This is a genomic window from Hydrogenophaga sp. 2FB (assembly GCF_005503365.1).
GTDB lineage: Bacteria > Pseudomonadota > Gammaproteobacteria > Burkholderiales > Burkholderiaceae_C > Hydrogenophaga.
Map to the genome: position 1 here is coordinate 1 of NZ_SCML01000003.1, position 15544 is coordinate 15544.

Below are 15544 nucleotides of genomic sequence, written 5' to 3' on the forward strand. Positions count from 1 at the left end.
GGGTGGGACTCAGAGAAGGCACGGGAGCGATGGTCGGGCGGGGCAAGGCAGGGGATGGCGTATTGTCGGTGAACGGCGCATGGCCGCCGGAAGGTTGGTTTCGGCTCGGTTGGCGGCTTATCATGCCCGGTTGCCCTCAACACTCCCGTAGCGCCTTGAACCAGAACCTGCACCCGGACCTGAAATTGACTGGAGCGCCCGGCGGCACGCCTCCCGAAACGCTGTCCGTTGCCGAGCCGGATGCCCGGTACCTGGCCGCTGCGCTGCGGCACGCCAGCGCCTTCCTCACGGTGCGCGGCGCGCGCACGCACAACCTCAAGAACATCGACCTCGACATCCCCAAGCATTCGCTGGTGGTGATCACCGGTCTGTCGGGTTCAGGCAAGTCCAGCCTCGCGTTCGATACCCTGTATGCGGAAGGCCAGCGCCGCTACGTGGAAAGCCTGTCGGCCTACGCGCGGCAGTTTCTGCAGTTGATGGACAAGCCCGATGTGGACCTGATCGAAGGCCTGTCGCCCGCGATCGCGATCGAGCAGAAAGCCACCAGCCACAACCCGCGCTCCACCGTGGGCACGGTCACCGAGATCCACGACTACCTGCGCCTGCTGTACGCGCGCGCCGGCACGCCGCACTGCCCCGACCACGGCCTGCCGCTGGCGGCGCAAAGCGTGGCGCAGATGGTGGACACGGTGCTCGCGCTGCCCGAAGGCACGCGCCTGATGATCCTGGCGCCGGTGGCGCGCGAGAAAAAGGGCGAGTTCGTCGAACTCTTTGCCGACATGCAGGCGCAAGGCTATGTGCGGTTCCGGGTCGACGGCGCGGTGGTGGAGGCCGAAACGCTGCCCGCGCTCAAGAAGACCGAGAAACACAACATCGATGTGGTGATCGACCGCATCAAGGTGCGCGGCGATGGCGAGGAAGAGGGCGTGAACCCGTTGCGCCAGCGCCTCGCCGAGAGCTTTGAAGCCGCGCTGCGCCTGGCCGATGGCCGCGCCCTTGCCGTGGAGATGGACGCCGACGGCGCAGGCCAGACCCCGCGCGAACACGGCTTTTCCGCACGCTTCGCCTGCCCGCTGTGCCACTACACCGTGGGCGAACTCGAACCGCGTCTGTTCTCCTTCAACTCGCCCATGGGGGCCTGCCCGACCTGCGACGGTCTGGGCCACACCGAGTTCTTCGACCCGGCGCGCGTGGTGGCGTTTCCCTCGCTCAGCATGGCCAGTGGCGCCATCAAGGGATGGGACCGGCGCAACGGCTATTCCTTCGCGATGATCGAAAGCCTCGGCGCGCACTACAAGTTCGACGCCGAGGCGCCTTGGGAAAGCCTGAGCGAGCGCGTGCAGCAGGTGCTGTTGTACGGCTCGGGCGAAGAGGAGGTGAAGTTCAGCTACGCGCTCGAATCGGGCGAGCGCGCGGGCCGCAAGGTGAGCAAGAAACACCCCTTCGAAGGCATCATCCGCAACTTCGAGCGCCGCTACCGCGAGACCGACAGCGCCGCCGTGCGCGAAGAGCTGGCGCGCTACCGCGCCGTGCAACCCTGCCCGGACTGCGGCGGCTCGCGCCTGCGCCGCGAGGCACGCCACGTGTTCGTGGGCGAGGGCGATCAGAAACAGCCGATCTACAAGATCAGCCACATCACGCTGGGCGAGTCGTTGGCGTACTTCAAGACGCTGGAGCTGCACGGCGCCAAGGGCGACATCGCCGCGCGCGTGATCAACGAAATCCGCCAGCGGCTGAAGTTCCTCAACGACGTGGGCCTGAACTACCTCAGCCTGGACCGCAGCGCGGACACGCTCTCCGGCGGCGAAGCCCAGCGCATCCGCCTGGCCAGCCAGATCGGCAGCGGCCTGACCGGCGTGATGTACGTGCTCGACGAACCCAGCATCGGCCTGCACCAGCGCGACAACGACCGTCTCATCGCCACGCTGCAGCACCTGCGCGACCTGGGCAACACCGTGCTCGTGGTCGAACACGACGAGGACATGATCCGCACCGCCGACCACGTGATCGACATGGGCCCGGGTGCCGGTGTGCATGGCGGGCGGGTGATGGCGCAGGGCAGCTGTGACGCCATCATGGCTGCCACCGAATCGCTCACCGGCCAATACCTCAGCGGCGCGCGAAGCATTGCGGTGCCGCAGCGGCGCACGCCCTGGCTGCCGGTGGTCAAGCGGGGTGACACGGCCAAGCCTGACGCACCGTCCAAACCGCGCTTTGCACCCAGCCCCGCCGCGGAGCGCCGTGCCGCCCGCGAAGCCGCGCACCAGGCCACGCTGGGCGACTTGCAGGAAATCCGCGTGCTCAACGCGCGCGGCCACAACCTCAAGGGTGTGAACGTGGCGTTCCCGGTGGGTCTGCTCACCTGTGTCACCGGGGTCTCGGGCTCGGGCAAATCCACGGTCGTCAACGACACGCTCTACGCCGCCGTGGCGCGCACGCTCTACCGCTCACACGACGAGCCGGCGGCGCACGACGCGATCGAAGGCATCGAGCATTTCGACAAGGTCATCAACGTCGACCAGTCGCCCATCGGCCGCACGCCGCGCAGCAATCCCGCGACCTACACGGGCCTGTTCACCGGCATTCGCGAGCTCATGGCCGAGATGCCCACCGCGCGCGAGCGTGGCTACGGCCCCGGCCGCTTCAGCTTCAACGTGGCCGGTGGCCGCTGCGAAGCCTGCCAGGGCGATGGCGTGGTCAAGGTGGAAATGCATTTCCTGCCCGACGTGTACGTGCCTTGCGAGGTCTGTGGTGGCCAGCGCTACAACCGCGAGACGCTGGACGTGCAGTACAAGGGCCGCAACATCGCGCAGATCCTGGACATGACCGTGGAGCAGGCGCATGCTTTCTTCAGCGCCGTGCCCACATTGCACCGCAAGCTGCAGACATTGCTCGACGTGGGCCTGTCCTACATCCAGCTCGGGCAGAGCGCGACCACGCTCTCGGGTGGCGAGGCGCAACGCGTCAAGCTCGCGCTGGAGCTGAGCAAACGCGACACCGGGCGCACGCTCTACATCCTGGACGAACCCACCACCGGCTTGCACTTCGCCGACATCGAGTTGCTGCTCAAGGTGCTGCACCAGCTGCGCGACGCGGGCAACACCATCGTGGTGATCGAGCACAACCTTGACGTCATCAAGACCGCCGACTGGGTGATCGACATGGGCCCCGAAGGCGGTTCGGGCGGTGGCACGGTGGTGGTGCAGGGCACGCCCGAGACCATCGCGGCCCATCCCGACAGCCACACCGGGCACTACCTGCGCCGCTTGTTGGCCTTGCCCTAATTCCGGTAGGCGATGCCCACGGTCGCGCCGTAGGCGATCTTGCGGCCGGTCAGCGGGCTGCGCGCGGCCGCTCCCTGCAGCTGCGCCACGCTCACGCCGCCGTATGCCACCCAGTGGTGGCTGAGCGCCGAGGTGATGCGCCAGCCGAGCGAGACGCTGTCCCAACCCGAACCGATGGCGTACGCCGGCAAGCCGGTGGCCGCGGCCGACGCGGGGTCGATGCCGTAGTAGGTCTGCCGGTGGGTGCGATTGGCCCAGCCCGCGCCCAGGGACAGGTCCCAGTGGGTCTGCTTCGACACCGGATGGCGGTAGCTCAGGCCCTGGTCCAGGCGCAGGCCCCCGCCACGGCCCAGCAGGTCTTGCGAGGCGCGCACCGAGTACGTCCAGCGTTTCTCCTTGCCGATCGCCGCATTCGCCGCGACGCGCCCGCGCAGGGTGGCCCGCACGTCGGGCAGGCCGCGGAACACGGCATCGTCTTTCCACGAGCGCTTGTCGTCGATCGCCAGCGAGGTGCTCAGCGACCACGTGTCGTTGCCCGCGAGTTCGGTGCTCACACCCGAGTCCACCGTCTTGCGTCCCTGGCTCAGCAAGGCGCTGGCGCCCGAGGTGGCGAAACGGAAGCGCCCGAGCTGGAAGGCCCAGATCGGCCGCAGCCGCAGGCGCTGATCGACGTCGCTGCCCAGGTGCGGCGCGGACGACACCAGCCCGAAACCCACGAGGTAGTCGCGACTGGCCTCCAGCGCGACCGGGTCGGCGGCATGTGCGCCCGTGGTCAGGGCGATCAGGGTGCTGGCAACGATGGCGGGGCGCATGGCGTTCGTGTAAGGGCTTGTGGCGCCATGGTAGATGCATTCGCCATTCGACGGCAGACTCTCGAGGTCCGCCCTCCGTTCACTGTCCGATGCCCGTCGAAACCGAACTCAAACTCGAACTGCACCCCGACGATCTGTCGCGCCTGCTCGCGCACCCGCTGTTGAGCGCGCAGCCGCCGCGCCGCGAGCGGTTGTTCAACACCTACTTCGACACGTCCACACTCGCTCTGCGCGCGCAACGCATGGCCGTGCGCGAGCGCCGCGTGGGCCGCAGCACCTTGCTCACCGTGAAAACCGCGGGGACCTCGGTGGGCGGTCTGTCGCGCCGTGGGGAGTGGGAAGCGCCCTGCCGCCCAGGCCAGTTCGATTTCGCCGCGCTGGTCGATGACGAGACCCTGGCGCAGGCGCTGGTGCGCGTGGCCTGGCAGCTGGTGCCCGTGTTCCGCACCGACTTCACCCGCCGCAGCTGGCTGCTGCAACAGGGACCGGCGTGCGTCGAGGTGGCGCTGGACGAGGGTGTCATCACCACCGGCAACGCGCAGGGGCGGCATTGCCAGCCCATCCTGGAGCTGGAGCTCGAACTCAAGAGCGGGCCGGTGGATGCCTTGCTGGACCTGGCGCACACGCTGGCTCTCGGTCCATCAGGACAGGCCGCGCAGGGCTTGCGCCTGCTGCCGGCGCAGCGCAGCAAGGCCGAGCGCGGCTACGCCTTGTTCGTCGGTGAGCGGGCACAACCGGCGAAGTCGTCACGGGTTGAACTCGACGCCGACATGCACCCTGTGCAGGCGTTCCGTGCCGTGGCGTTGAGCTGCCTGACCCACTTGCAGGCCAACGAGACGGGGGTGTTGCCGCCCAGCGACGACGGCGGCCTGCCCGACCCGGAGTTCGTGCACCAATGCCGCGTCGCGCTGCGGCGTCTGCGCACCGCGCTGCGCGTGTTCCGCGACCACCTGCCGCGGCGGTTCGTGGCGCATTGGTCGCGCGAATGGCGGTCGGTGGCGGGTGCGCTCGGCGATGCGCGCAACTGGGATGTGTTCGTGGCCGAGCGGCTGCCGGACTGGAGTGCCGCTACCGGTGATGGGCAGACGCCACCGGACTTGCTGGCCCATGTGCAGGCGCTGCGCCTCGATGCGGGACGGCGGGCGGCCGAGGTGCTGAGCGGGTCGGCGCACGCGCTGCGCCTGCTGGCTTTCACCCGCGCGGTGCTCGCGCTGGAACCGGTTGACACGCCGGCATCTGCTGAATCTTCGGCGCTTTCATTGACCGACTGGGCCCGCACCGCTGTTCGCGAACGCCACGCCGCCGTGAAGAGGGCGGCGCACGTCGCCCGCCGTGCAGGGCCCGAAGGCCGGCACGAACTGCGCATCGTGTTGAAGAAGCTGCGCTACGCGCAGGAGTTGCTGGCCGGCGTGCTGCCGCCCAAAGGGGTGGCGCGCAGCACGGCGATGTTGGCCAATGCGCAAGCACTGTTGGGGCATCTCAACGACCTCAACACCGCACAGGCCTTGCTGGCGGGCTTGCCGCCGGCGCTCGCGTCGGCGTGGGTGCAGCGCTGGCAGCACGCGCTGGACGAAGAGCTTCAAGCCAAATTGAAGGAGCTGCCCGCGATGGAGCGGGCATTGGAGCGGCGTCCGACGCCCTGGCACTGAGCGACGTCGACGTGGTGCCGCGTGGCGGACTCAGAACCGGCCGAGGTCTTCGATCGCGTCGACCACCATGGACGTGCCCACGGCGATCAGCAGAATGTCGGCTGCCACGCGCACGTATTTGTAGCCGGCTGGCGGCACGCCCAGCTGCACGCTCACCGCGCTGGGCACGGGGTAGTACACGACGTCGTGCGGCAGCACATAGCCCTTGCGCCACTTCTTCGCCTGGCCGGGCGGCATGCAGCCGTTGTTTTTCTTGGCCAGGCCCGGTGGGCAATTGCCGGCCTTGAAACGTGGCTCGTAGTACGAATAGGCAGCGCGGCGTTGCGGTTCGCCGAAATAGCTGCCGATCTGGATGTTTACCGTCACGCCGGAGGACGGCGCCCGCACGACCTCGCGGGGACGGTAGTCGTCGCGGCGGTCATCCTGGCGAGACGACCCATGCTTCTCACGTTTGTCTTGCTTCTGGTGTTTGTCATGCTTGCCCCCGTGCTTGTCGTCGCGGTCGGGTTTTTCGGCCAGGGCCGGTACACCGGCCGTCAACGCCAGACCAAGCAGCATCAGGGGGACGGAGGCGCGGAGTGAAAAGGTCATATCGTGGGACTGTTTGTGAAGTGTTGTGTCAGCCGGTAGGCCTGCGTGGTTCCAAGCCTGTTGCGATTCTGGCAGTGCGCTCTGCGGCGGCTGTTACAAGGCGTAAGCCAGCGTGCTGTGGGTCTTTATGTGCTGGGGCAGGTCATCCGCGCCAACCTCAAGCGCCGGATGGCGCGCGGCGCTACACCTTCGCGCTGGCCCGTGCGGCCACGCGATCACGCCAGGCCTGCAGGGCGTGCAGGCCTTCGCCGGCGGGGTTGAAACGCGCCAGGCGCGCGAACTCGACCGTGCAGAACGCGGTGATGTCCGCAATCGTGAAGCGCTCGCCCGCCACCCACGGCTGGCGTTGCAGCTCGCCGTCGAGCCAGGCGGCGGTCTCGCGCGCCTTGATGAGCTGCGACTGCCCGAAGTCCGGGAACTGCGGTTGCTCCAGCGGCGCCAGACCGGGATGGGTGTGGCGGATCGAGTTCGCCATGGGCAGCATGAAGTACCACTCCATGCGGCGGTCGGCCATTTCGATGAAGGCGCGCTCGTCCGCGTTGTGCCCCATCAGGTTGGGCTCGGGGTAACGGCCTTCGAGCCAGGTGCAGATGGCGCGCGTCTCGGTGAGCACGCGGCCGTCGTCGAGCTCCAGCGCCGGCACGCGCGCCAGGGGGCTCTTGGCGCGGTAGTCTGCGGCTTTGTGTTCCTGGGCGTTCAGATCGATGTTGATGAGCTCCAGGCGGTTGATGTTTTTCTCCACCAGAAACATCAGCACCCGGCGCGGGTTGGGCGCGCGCGGCGACACATAGAGCTTCATGCCGTTCCCTTGCCGGTCTTCCCGGCTTGAAGGCTCTGGCCGGTTTCCACCATGCGCCGCGCGTCCTCGGCAAAGCGCTTCGCGCCGGCATCGCCATCGCGCTCGAGGTCTGTCGTCGACGCCGGTTGTTCGATGCCGCGCTGCACCGCGGGCCGCGCGCGGATCGCATTGCGCCAGCGCTTGAGGTGCGGCAGGTCATCGATCTCCACGCCCGACCACCGGTGCGTGCGCACCCAGGCCCAGTTGGCGATGTCGGCAATGGAGTAGTCGCCCGCGAGGTACTCGTGGTGTTCCAGATGGCCGTCCAGCACGCGGAACAGGCGCCGGCATTCGCCCTGGTAGCGGTCGATGGCGAGCGGGATCTTTTCGGGGAGGTAGCGGAAGAACACATTGGCCTGGCCCATCATCGGACCGATGCCCCCCATCTGGAACATCAGCCACTGCAGAACGCGCGAGCGGCCCTGTACATCGGCGGGCATGAGGCGCCCGGTCTTCTCCGCCAAGTAGATCAGCACGGCGCCGGACTCGAACACCGCGAAACCACCGGCTTCGTGGTCGACGATGGCAGGGATGCGGCCGTTGGGGTTGATCTTGAGGTAGTCGGGGTGCCGCTGCTCCCCTTCGCTCAGGTTGAGCGCCTTGAGCGTGTAGGGCAGGCCCAGTTCTTCGAGCGCGATGGACACCTTGTGTCCGTTGGGTGTGGCGGCGGTGTAAAGATCGATCATGCGCGGCGGTCCCGTTGGTGCGAGCAGCGAGCATCCTAGCGCGCTGTCGCATCTGGCCTGTCGCGCAGGCTACGGTCAGGCCATGAAGCCGAGGTTGGTCGGGTAGTCGACACCACCGAAGTTGCCGAGCTGGGGCAGGATGCCGTTCATCTCGGCGCCCTGCACGCCAAACCAGGTGGCCATGGTGGCGGCGTACTGGTCCACTGAGGTGCTGGGCAGCAGGCGGCCCTGGCCCACGTGCCACTGGTCGTTGGCGTCCACGGTGGAGTTGCCCACGCTCACCGGTGGCGCCTTGCCATAGAACGCCTTGCCCTTGACCCCACCGCCGACCACGACATGGTGGCTGCCCCAGCCGTGGTCGGACCCGTCGCCGTTGGAGGTGAGCGTGCGGCCGAAGTCGGACGCGGTGAACGTGGTCACCTTGTCGGCCACACCCAGCGCCGCGGTGGCGTTGTGGAACGCGGTGAGCGCCTCGCTCAGCCGGGTCATCAAGGTGGCCTGGCCGTTGACGAGGTTGTCGTGCAGGTCGAAGCCACCCATGGAGACGAAGAACACCTGGCGGCGGTTGCCCAGGTCATCGCGCGCGGCGATCAGGCGCGCGACCATCTTCAGCTGGTCGGCGAGGTTGTTGCTGGTGGGAAAGGCGTTGAACGGCGCGGTGTTGGCGGGGCGTGCGGCCAGCGCGGTGCTCAGCGCGTTCTCGGCGCCCACGGCACGCGCGGTCACGAGGTTGTATTCGTTCTCCAGCACGTGGGTGCGGGTTTGCTGGGCTAGCTGCGCGATCGCCGCGCGCACCTGGGGCGAGTTGTAGACGTTGCCCGTGACCGCGCCGATCTTCACCGCGCCACTGGTGCTGACCTGGTACGACAAGGCCTGGTCGCCGCTGAGGAACACCGTGTTGCCGGTGACGGAGACGCAGGTGAGCACGCGGTTGCTGCTGTTGGCGGCGAGCGCCAGGTCGCCCAGGTGGCCGCCCCAGCCGGTGGTGGCGCCTTCGGGTTGCGAGGATTGCCAGACCGACTGCTGGTCGTTGTGCGAGAACAGCTTGGGCGGCAGCGGATAGAGCGCGCGGTTGCTGCCGTTGTATTGCTGGCGCGTGATCGGAGCCACCAGTGGCCCGACATTGAGTTGCACCGCCGCGGCGCCGCTGTTGAAGAGGCCGGCCAGGCCCGGCATGGACGGGTGCAGTGCGTACTGCCGGCCGTTCGGCAGGGCGGCGGTGGGGTCGAGCAAGGTCGGACCGAGGGCCGCGTGCGCGAGGGCAATGCCGCCCGCCGTGCGGTTCGCGCCGCCGCCGCGCACCGCGCTGTAGAGGTCGTAGGTCGCGGTGTCGTAGGGGATGACGGTGTTGGCATAGTCGTTGCCGCCGTTGAGGAACACGCAGACCAGCGCCTTGTAGTCGGTGGCGTCGAGCGCCGCCGCCTCGCCCATGGCGGCGAGGTTGAGCGCGGTGGGCAGGGCCGCGCCGGTGAAGGCGAGCTGGCCGGCGCGGCGCAGGAAGGCGCGGCGGGTGTGCAGGTCGGGCTGGATGAAGTGCATGGCGCGCCCCTTACTTCTGGATCAGGTATTCGGGACAGGCCATGACCATCAGGATGGCCGCCCACACGCGCCGCCGCTTGGCCGTGTCGGTGCTGGCGGTGGTCACGGGCGTGGCCTCGAGCGCCGCGACCATGATGGCGCGCGTGGCGTTGGACATGTTGCCCGCGGCCAGCACGAGGCAGACGTGGTTCACCAGCGCCGTGGCGTCGGCGACCAGCGAGAGTTCACGCGTGTAGTTGGCCTGCACGTCGTAGGCATAGTTGGTCCAGGCGGCTTGCGGCACGCCGGGTTCGGGGCAGTGGATGCCGTTCTGGATCGCGCCTTGCATGAAGTTCAGGTAGCCGCCGACCGTGGACTCGTTGACCAGCTGAAACTCCGGCGCGGTGGCGCCCGAGGCCGACAGCGCGGTGCCCGGTGGCACGTAGCCCGGGCGGAAGAAGCCGAAGACCGAGGGCGAGCGCAGGGGGCTCTGGCCGAGTTGCGTGGCCACGTTGTTGAGCTCGAAGATCTTCCAGCTGCCCGCGGCCGAGGTCACGCCGAAGGTGCGTGCCCACTGGATGAAGCGCAGCATAGGCTCGCGCAGTTTGCCGAAGGTGGTGCTTTGCAGCGTGTGCGGTCCACGCGCCTCGTCGTCGAGCAGGATCGCGGCCCACACCGCCTTCAGGTCGCCGCGTTCGCCCGCGCCGTTGTCGTTGAAGCGCGTGGCGACGCGTTCGACGTAGGCCGGGCTGGGGTTGCTGGTCACCAGGCGCTGGATCATCTGGCGCGCGAAGAACGGGCCGACGTTGGGGTGGTTGAACAAGGTGTCCAGCGCGGTCTTCAGCGCGGCCGGCCCGGACGTGCTGGCCGGCACCGTGGTGCCGAGGAAGCGCGCTTCCAGCAACGAGTGGCGGTTGGCGTTGAACGCCATGCGCTTGCCCGCGAAGGCGCGCGACTCGATCGTGTAGCTCTGACCGGGCACGGCGTGGCGCACGCCGTCGGAGGTGTCGAAGTCGTAGCCGGTGAACACGCGCGCCAAGCCGGTCACGTCGGCCTGGCCGTAGGTTTCCACCGGCACGCCGCCGCTGAGTTTCGGCGTGCCATCCAGGTTGAGCTCGACCACGCCGACGGTGAAGAGCTGCATCACCTCGCGGGCGTAGTTTTCGTCGGGCACGCGGCCGTTGGCGTTCTCTTTCTGGTTGCCCTTGGTGTTGAGGAATGCACCCATGGCGGGGTGCAGCGTCACGTCCTCGAGCAATTGTCGGTAGTTGCCGAAGGCGTGGCGCATCAGCATGTCCCACCAACTGGCGTAGGCATGGGAGAACCAGGTGAAGTCGCTCGAGGCGAGCGAGGCCACGAAGAATTCGGAGAGCGCGAGCGCGATGCGCTTGCGCATCATGTCCGGCCCGCTCAGGAGCTGGCTCCAGAGCATGAAGTCTGCTTGGTAGGCGTTGAAGAAATGGCCGTAGCTGTCGACCGCACCGTAGCCCCGCGCCTCGAGCCAGTTCCAGCCAGTGATGCCCTGGTAGCGCACGAACTGGTTGGCCAGCCATTGCGCGTAGCCCGTGCTGCGCAGCTCGGCGATCTCTGCGGTGGTGGACGAGAACTGGGCCTGCTGCAGGAAGCGCGCTGCGTCTTCGGCGGTGGGAGCGTTGAGGTACGCGTAACCGCTGATGGGGAAGTCGACCACGCCCGTCGGCGCTGCAGCGCTGCCGCTGCCTCCGCTTCCACTGCTGCCGCTGCTGCCACCACCACCTCCGCCGCCGCAGGCGGCCAGCAGTGCGGCAGCGGCCACCACGCTCAGTGCGTGTGCGGTGTGCGCAGGTGCTGGGGCGTCGGCGCGCCAGGGCGCAGTGACGGTGTCACCGTCGGGTGTATCCGGTGTTTCGATGTCCATCATGGGCTTCCTCCAGATCGAGACGAGCGCGAGTGTAGGTAGCCGCCCGCCGCGGAACGGGGCGGGTTTTCAAGTGGTTACAGGTAGGTGTGGCGCCGCCGCGGCAGTGGTTTCGCAGCCCTACCGCCGGCGATTCGCCGGCGGCCATTGGTCGAAATTCAGCTGCGCGCTGCGTGCAATTCGTCTCGCGTTTTCAGGGCCACCTGCCGCGCCGCGCTGGCGAAGTTGGCGTCCGCCGACGCGTACAGAATCGCGCGCGACGAGTTCACGACGATCGCGCCGGTGGTCTCGTCGCCGTGCGTGCGCAGACCCGCTTTGACAGTGGCGACCGCGTCGCCGCCCTGCGCGCCGACACCAGGGATCAGCAGCGGCAAGGTCGGTGCGATCTCGCGCACACGTTCGATTTCGGCGGGGTAGGTCGCGCCCACCACCAGGCCGAGCTGGCCATTGAGGTTCCAGGGGCCTTGCGCCAGGCGCGCCACATGTTCGTACAGCCGGGGCTCCCCATCGATGGAGGCCAGGCGCTGGTTCTGCAGATCGTCGCCACCGGGGTTGGACGTGCGGCAGAGCAGGAACGCGCCTTTGCCGTGGTACGCCAGGTAAGGCTCCACCGAATCGAAACCCATGAAGGGCGAGAGCGTGACCGCGTCGGCACCGTAGCGCTCGAAGGCTTCGATGGCGTACTGCTGCGCCGTGCTGCCGATGTCACCGCGTTTGGCGTCCAGGATCACCGGCACCTGCGGTGCGACGCGGCGCATGTGCGCCATCAGGCGCTCGAGCTGGTCTTCCGCGCGGTGCGCCGCGAAGTAGGCGATCTGCGGCTTGAAGGCGATGGCGGTGTCGGCGGTGGCCTCGACAATGGCGGCGCAGAAGTCATAGATGCGGCTGGCGTCGTTCTTCAGGTGGGCGGGGAAGCGGGCCGGGTCCGGGTCCAGGCCAACGCACAACAGGGAACGGTTCTGGCGCTCGGCGTTTCGCAGCATGTCGAGAAAAGTCATGTCCGCGATTTTAGTTGGCGGCTTGGCGCGAGGTGTTGGCGGCCGAGCGACGGAGCGCGCCCCTAAGATCGCGGCCATGCATACCCTGACCCGCCAACAGCTCGTTCTGCTTGCCCTGATCACTTTGGTCTGGGGCGTCAACTGGCCGATCATGAAGTTTGGCGTGACCGGGTTTCCGGCGCTCACGTTTCGCGCCATCTGCATGTGGATCGGGTTGTTCGTGCTGGGGCTGTTCGTGTGGTGGCGGCGCACGCCGCTGCGCATTGAGCGAGCGCACTGGATCGAGCTGGCCTGGCTCACGGTGTTCAACATGTTGATCTGGCACGCGCTGGTGATCATCGCGCTGCAGACCTTGTCCAGCGGTCGCGCGGCCATCCTCGGTTACACGATGCCGGTGTTCTCGGCGCTGGTCGGCAGCCTGTGGTTCGGGCAGCGACTCAGAGGCCGTGCGTGGGGTGGCGTGGCCGCGGCCGGCCTGGGCGTGGCGCTGTTGTTGTGGCACGAGCTCACCAACCTGGCCGGCAAGCCCTGGGGCGTGGCCATGATGCTGGTGGGCGCGGCCACCTGGGCGGTGGGCACGCAGATGCTGCGCCACACACGCATTCCGCAGCCGACGCTGACCATCTCGTTCTGGCTCACCGCCTTCACCACGGTGTGGATGTCCCTGCTGGCGCTGGTGTTCGAGCGCGATGCCTGGATTTGGCCCACGCCCGGGATCTGGTGGGCGATTCTGTACAACGCGGTCGGCGTGTTCGCCTTCGCGCAGGTGGCCTGGCTCTCGCTCGCGCGCGACCTGCCCCCGATCGCGTCCACGCTGTCGGTGATGTTCATCCCCGTGCTCGGCGTGTTCACCGGCGCCTGGTGGCTGGGCGAGGTGCTGCACTGGCAGGACTGGGCCGCCGTGGCGCTGGTGATGGTGGCGATCGCGTCGGTGCTGTGGCCTGCCTCGGCGGCGTCTCGCCGAATGCGGCCTTAGCGGGCCGGTGCCTTGTCCAGCGTGTCCATCGCCAGGCACAGGTCGGCCCAGGCCTTGCCCTTGTCACCCGGGGTGCGCAGCAGGTAGGCCGGGTGGTAGGTCACGATCACCGGCACACCCTCGTAGCGGTGCACCTTGCCGCGCAGGCGGCCGATGGGCTCGGTGGTCTTGAGCAGCGCCTGCACCGCGAACCGGCCCATGGCGACGATGACCTTGGGTTTCACCAGTGCCACCTGGCGCACCAGGTAGGGCTCGCATTGAGCCACTTCCTCGGGCTGCGGGTTGCGGTTGGCCGGCGGGCGGCACTTGAGCACGTTGGCGATGAAGGCGCCCTTCGCGCCTTCGGCATGGCGGCTGCGGCCCACGGCGCGCAGCATGTTGTCGAGCAACTGGCCGGCCGCGCCCACGAAAGGTTCGCCCTGCCGGTCTTCGTTTTCGCCGGGGGCTTCACCCACGATCATCCAGTCGGCTTGCGTGTCGCCCACGCCGAACACCGTGTTCTTGCGGCTCTGGCACAGGCCACAGGCCTGGCAACTGGCGACGGCTTCGCGCAGCGCGGGCCAGTCCATGGTGTCCACCGGACTGGTGCGCGGACGCTCTGCGACAGGGCTCTCGACGGGTGGGGCTTCCTCCAGCGGCGGCGAGGCAGGCAGCTGGCGCACGGGCGTTGCGAGGGGCGGCGTGGCGGCGGGTGGCGTGGGCGCGCTGGCCCGTGGCGCGACGGTGGGTGCAGCGGCTTCCTGCGGCGGTGTGGGCCGCGGTGCCCAGACGCGCACGCCCATCTCGGCCAGCATGGCGCGCTGGCGCGCGTCGAGCTGGGGCACGAAGGAGGTGTCGTCGGCGGTCAAGGCTGCGTCTCCGCTGTGTTGTCGGGTGCGAGGCTCAGGCTCATGACCACCGCGTCCTCGCGCCGCAGATGGCCGGCCGGGTAGTAGCCCTTGCGCAGCCCCACCTGCGTGAAGCCATACCGCTCGTAGAGCCGGCGCGCGGGCGCGTTGCTCTCGCGCACTTCGAGCCAGAGCCAGTGCGCGCCCTGTCCGCGCGACCACAGCGCCAGTGCATCGAGCATGAAACGCGCCCAACCCTGGCGCTGGTGCGCGGTGGCCACGGTGACGTTGAGCAGGTGCACCTCGTCCACGCCCGGCATCGCGACCAGGTAGCCCAGCAGCAGGCGGCCGTCCGCGCGCGCCGGGTAGGGCGGTCTTTCGTGTGGCAGCGCCTCGCCGAGCAGCAGCACGGCCGGGTGGCCGGCCTGCAGCGAATCGTGGAAGTGCTTGCGCGACCAGGGGTGGGCATAGGTGGCGGACTCGAGGGCGTGCACCGAGTCCAGATCGGCCTCGGACATGGGCTCGAAGGCAATGCGGCGTTCCTGCGCGGTGGGGCTTACGGCCTGCGCCGTTGGCCAGGCTTGGGGTGCCCGCAGCAGGTCGTTCACGGCATGGCTCATGGAGAAGACCTCCTCACCGCGCTGCCGCGTGGGCGGCCACGCGCAACCGTTCGCGCTCGTCGGTGGTCTGGGCCACCTTGTCGCGCACGTACAGCGGCAGGGCGTCGCGCGCCGCCAGCGCCGCGCCTTGCGCGATCAGGGCGGGCGCCAGACGCAGCAAGGCGGTGGCGGTGGGCAGGGCGTGCCGACGCAGACCGGGGATGGCCGCAAGGTCAGGGGCATAGCTGTCGAACACGTTGCCGGCCAACAGGGTGTCGTCGGTCACAGACCCTTGAAGATGGGCGGCGAGGTCTTTCGGCGCGCACAGGCGCGGCGGCGCCAGCGGCGACAGCCCGGTTGGCGTGCAGGCATAAGGCGCGAGGTACAGCTCGCTCATGCGGGCGTCCAGCAGCGCGACCACGGTGTCGGGCCTTGCCCCACCTGCCTGTGCGTGGGCATGGCGCGCCTCTTCGGCCAGGGCCAGCAAGGTATCGACCGGCAGCACCGGCACGCCGCCGGGGCGGGCCGTCTCCTGCGCGCCATAGGCCAGGCCCTGGGCCACGGCGCAGGCGGTGCGCAGGCCGGTGAACGAGCCTGGGCCGCGGCCAAACACCACCGCGTCCAGACTGCTCAGCGTCCAGCCCGAGGCATCGAGCAGCTGTTTCACCAGGGGCAGCAGGGTGGTGGAGGCCATCGCGCCGCCAGGGCCGGTGTGTTGCCACAAGGGCCCGTCGGCCGCACCGCTGCCCAGCGCCACCGAAAGGGTGTCGGTGCTGGTTTCGATGGCAAGCAGGCGCAGGGCAGAGGGCATGGGGTGGATTATCGACCACCGTGTCGGGCGGGCAGATGGGCTGCCGCGTGTGCTTTCG

Annotated in this window: 13 protein-coding genes; 3 read left to right on the forward strand and 10 right to left on the reverse strand. The window is 68.6% G+C overall.

The features are described from left to right. Positions 1-122 precede the first annotated feature (122 nt). Positions 123-3284: an excinuclease ABC subunit UvrA gene (uvrA, locus tag FFS09_RS02175; protein ID WP_137917231.1), complete on the forward strand. Its 3162-nt coding sequence runs from the start codon at positions 123-125 to the stop codon at positions 3282-3284. Here the strand turns inward: uvrA and FFS09_RS02180 are convergent. Then, entirely contained in the window at positions 3281-4096 is an 816-nt protein-coding gene (locus FFS09_RS02180; RefSeq protein ID WP_137917232.1) for a MipA/OmpV family protein, read from the reverse strand. The two genes, uvrA and FFS09_RS02180, sit on opposite strands and share 4 nt — an antisense overlap. A gap of 89 nt (positions 4097-4185) precedes the next feature. Here FFS09_RS02180 and FFS09_RS02185 point away from each other — a divergent pair, with 89 nt between their 5' ends. Continuing rightward, positions 4186-5745 (forward strand): CYTH and CHAD domain-containing protein, encoded by a 1560-nt coding sequence (locus FFS09_RS02185; RefSeq protein WP_137917233.1) that lies wholly within the window; start codon positions 4186-4188, stop codon positions 5743-5745. Between the two features lie 30 nt (positions 5746-5775). Here FFS09_RS02185 and FFS09_RS02190 read toward each other — a convergent pair whose 3' ends face one another. The 6 genes from FFS09_RS02190 to pyrF all read right to left on the reverse strand — a co-directional run bounded on the left by FFS09_RS02190 (position 5776) and on the right by pyrF (position 12273). Continuing rightward, positions 5776-6336 carry a hypothetical protein gene (locus tag FFS09_RS02190; RefSeq protein ID WP_137917234.1) on the reverse strand — a complete coding sequence of 187 codons (561 nt, stop codon included), beginning with the start codon at positions 6334-6336 and terminating at the stop codon, positions 5776-5778. A gap of 181 nt (positions 6337-6517) precedes the next feature. Continuing rightward, a complete protein-coding gene (locus FFS09_RS02195) occupies positions 6518-7135 on the reverse strand; it encodes a glutathione S-transferase family protein (protein ID WP_137917235.1) in 618 nt (205 codons plus the stop codon). Continuing rightward, positions 7132-7860 (reverse strand): glutathione S-transferase family protein, encoded by a 729-nt coding sequence (locus FFS09_RS02200; protein WP_137917236.1) that lies wholly within the window; start codon positions 7858-7860, stop codon positions 7132-7134. Before FFS09_RS02200 ends, FFS09_RS02195 begins: the two co-directional genes overlap by 4 nt. A 75-nt stretch (positions 7861-7935) precedes the next feature. Beyond that, positions 7936-9399 carry a DUF1501 domain-containing protein gene (locus FFS09_RS02205; RefSeq protein WP_137917237.1) on the reverse strand — a complete coding sequence of 488 codons (1464 nt, stop codon included), beginning with the start codon at positions 9397-9399 and terminating at the stop codon, positions 7936-7938. A gap of 10 nt (positions 9400-9409) precedes the next feature. Further along, positions 9410-11278: a DUF1800 domain-containing protein gene (locus tag FFS09_RS02210; protein ID WP_252374195.1), complete on the reverse strand. Its 1869-nt coding sequence runs from the start codon at positions 11276-11278 to the stop codon at positions 9410-9412. Positions 11279-11433: 155 nt separating this feature from the next. Beyond that, positions 11434-12273 (reverse strand): orotidine-5'-phosphate decarboxylase, encoded by an 840-nt coding sequence (pyrF, locus tag FFS09_RS02215; protein ID WP_171019834.1) that lies wholly within the window; start codon positions 12271-12273, stop codon positions 11434-11436. A gap of 76 nt (positions 12274-12349) precedes the next feature. Between pyrF and FFS09_RS02220 the strand changes: the two genes are divergently transcribed. Then, positions 12350-13249: a DMT family transporter gene (locus FFS09_RS02220; RefSeq protein WP_137917238.1), complete on the forward strand. Its 900-nt coding sequence runs from the start codon at positions 12350-12352 to the stop codon at positions 13247-13249. Here FFS09_RS02220 and FFS09_RS02225 read toward each other — a convergent pair. The 3 genes from FFS09_RS02225 to tsaB are packed head-to-tail and all read right to left on the reverse strand — an operon-like array spanning position 13246 to position 15486. Next, entirely contained in the window at positions 13246-14043 is a 798-nt protein-coding gene (locus FFS09_RS02225) for a uracil-DNA glycosylase (protein WP_137917420.1), read from the reverse strand. The two genes, FFS09_RS02220 and FFS09_RS02225, sit on opposite strands and share 4 nt — an antisense overlap. A gap of 50 nt (positions 14044-14093) precedes the next feature. Beyond that, positions 14094-14696 carry a ribosomal protein S18-alanine N-acetyltransferase gene (gene rimI / locus FFS09_RS02230; RefSeq protein ID WP_137917239.1) on the reverse strand — a complete coding sequence of 201 codons (603 nt, stop codon included), beginning with the start codon at positions 14694-14696 and terminating at the stop codon, positions 14094-14096. Between the two features lie 13 nt (positions 14697-14709). Next, positions 14710-15486, reverse strand: a complete 777-nt coding sequence (tsaB, locus tag FFS09_RS02235; protein WP_171019835.1) for a tRNA (adenosine(37)-N6)-threonylcarbamoyltransferase complex dimerization subunit type 1 TsaB — start codon at positions 15484-15486, stop codon at positions 14710-14712. Positions 15487-15544: the final 58 nt, after the last annotated feature.

Coding starts and splice junctions, on each gene's coding strand:
- uvrA (WP_137917231.1), top strand. CDS start 123: ATGCCCGGTTGCCCTCAACACTCCCGTAGCGCCTTGAACCAGAACCTG.
- FFS09_RS02180 (WP_137917232.1), bottom strand. CDS start 4,096: ATGCGCCCCGCCATCGTTGCCAGCACCCTGATCGCCCTGACCACGGGC.
- FFS09_RS02185 (WP_137917233.1), top strand. CDS start 4,186: ATGCCCGTCGAAACCGAACTCAAACTCGAACTGCACCCCGACGATCTG.
- FFS09_RS02190 (WP_137917234.1), bottom strand. CDS start 6,336: ATGACCTTTTCACTCCGCGCCTCCGTCCCCCTGATGCTGCTTGGTCTG.
- FFS09_RS02195 (WP_137917235.1), bottom strand. CDS start 7,135: ATGAAGCTCTATGTGTCGCCGCGCGCGCCCAACCCGCGCCGGGTGCTG.
- FFS09_RS02200 (WP_137917236.1), bottom strand. CDS start 7,860: ATGATCGATCTTTACACCGCCGCCACACCCAACGGACACAAGGTGTCC.
- FFS09_RS02205 (WP_137917237.1), bottom strand. CDS start 9,399: ATGCACTTCATCCAGCCCGACCTGCACACCCGCCGCGCCTTCCTGCGC.
- FFS09_RS02210 (WP_252374195.1), bottom strand. CDS start 11,278: ATGATGGACATCGAAACACCGGATACACCCGACGGTGACACCGTCACT.
- pyrF (WP_171019834.1), bottom strand. CDS start 12,273: ATGACTTTTCTCGACATGCTGCGAAACGCCGAGCGCCAGAACCGTTCC.
- FFS09_RS02220 (WP_137917238.1), top strand. CDS start 12,350: ATGCATACCCTGACCCGCCAACAGCTCGTTCTGCTTGCCCTGATCACT.
- FFS09_RS02225 (WP_137917420.1), bottom strand. CDS start 14,043: ATGCTGGCCGAGATGGGCGTGCGCGTCTGGGCACCGCGGCCCACACCG.
- rimI (WP_137917239.1), bottom strand. CDS start 14,696: ATGAGCCATGCCGTGAACGACCTGCTGCGGGCACCCCAAGCCTGGCCA.
- tsaB (WP_171019835.1), bottom strand. CDS start 15,486: ATGCCCTCTGCCCTGCGCCTGCTTGCCATCGAAACCAGCACCGACACC.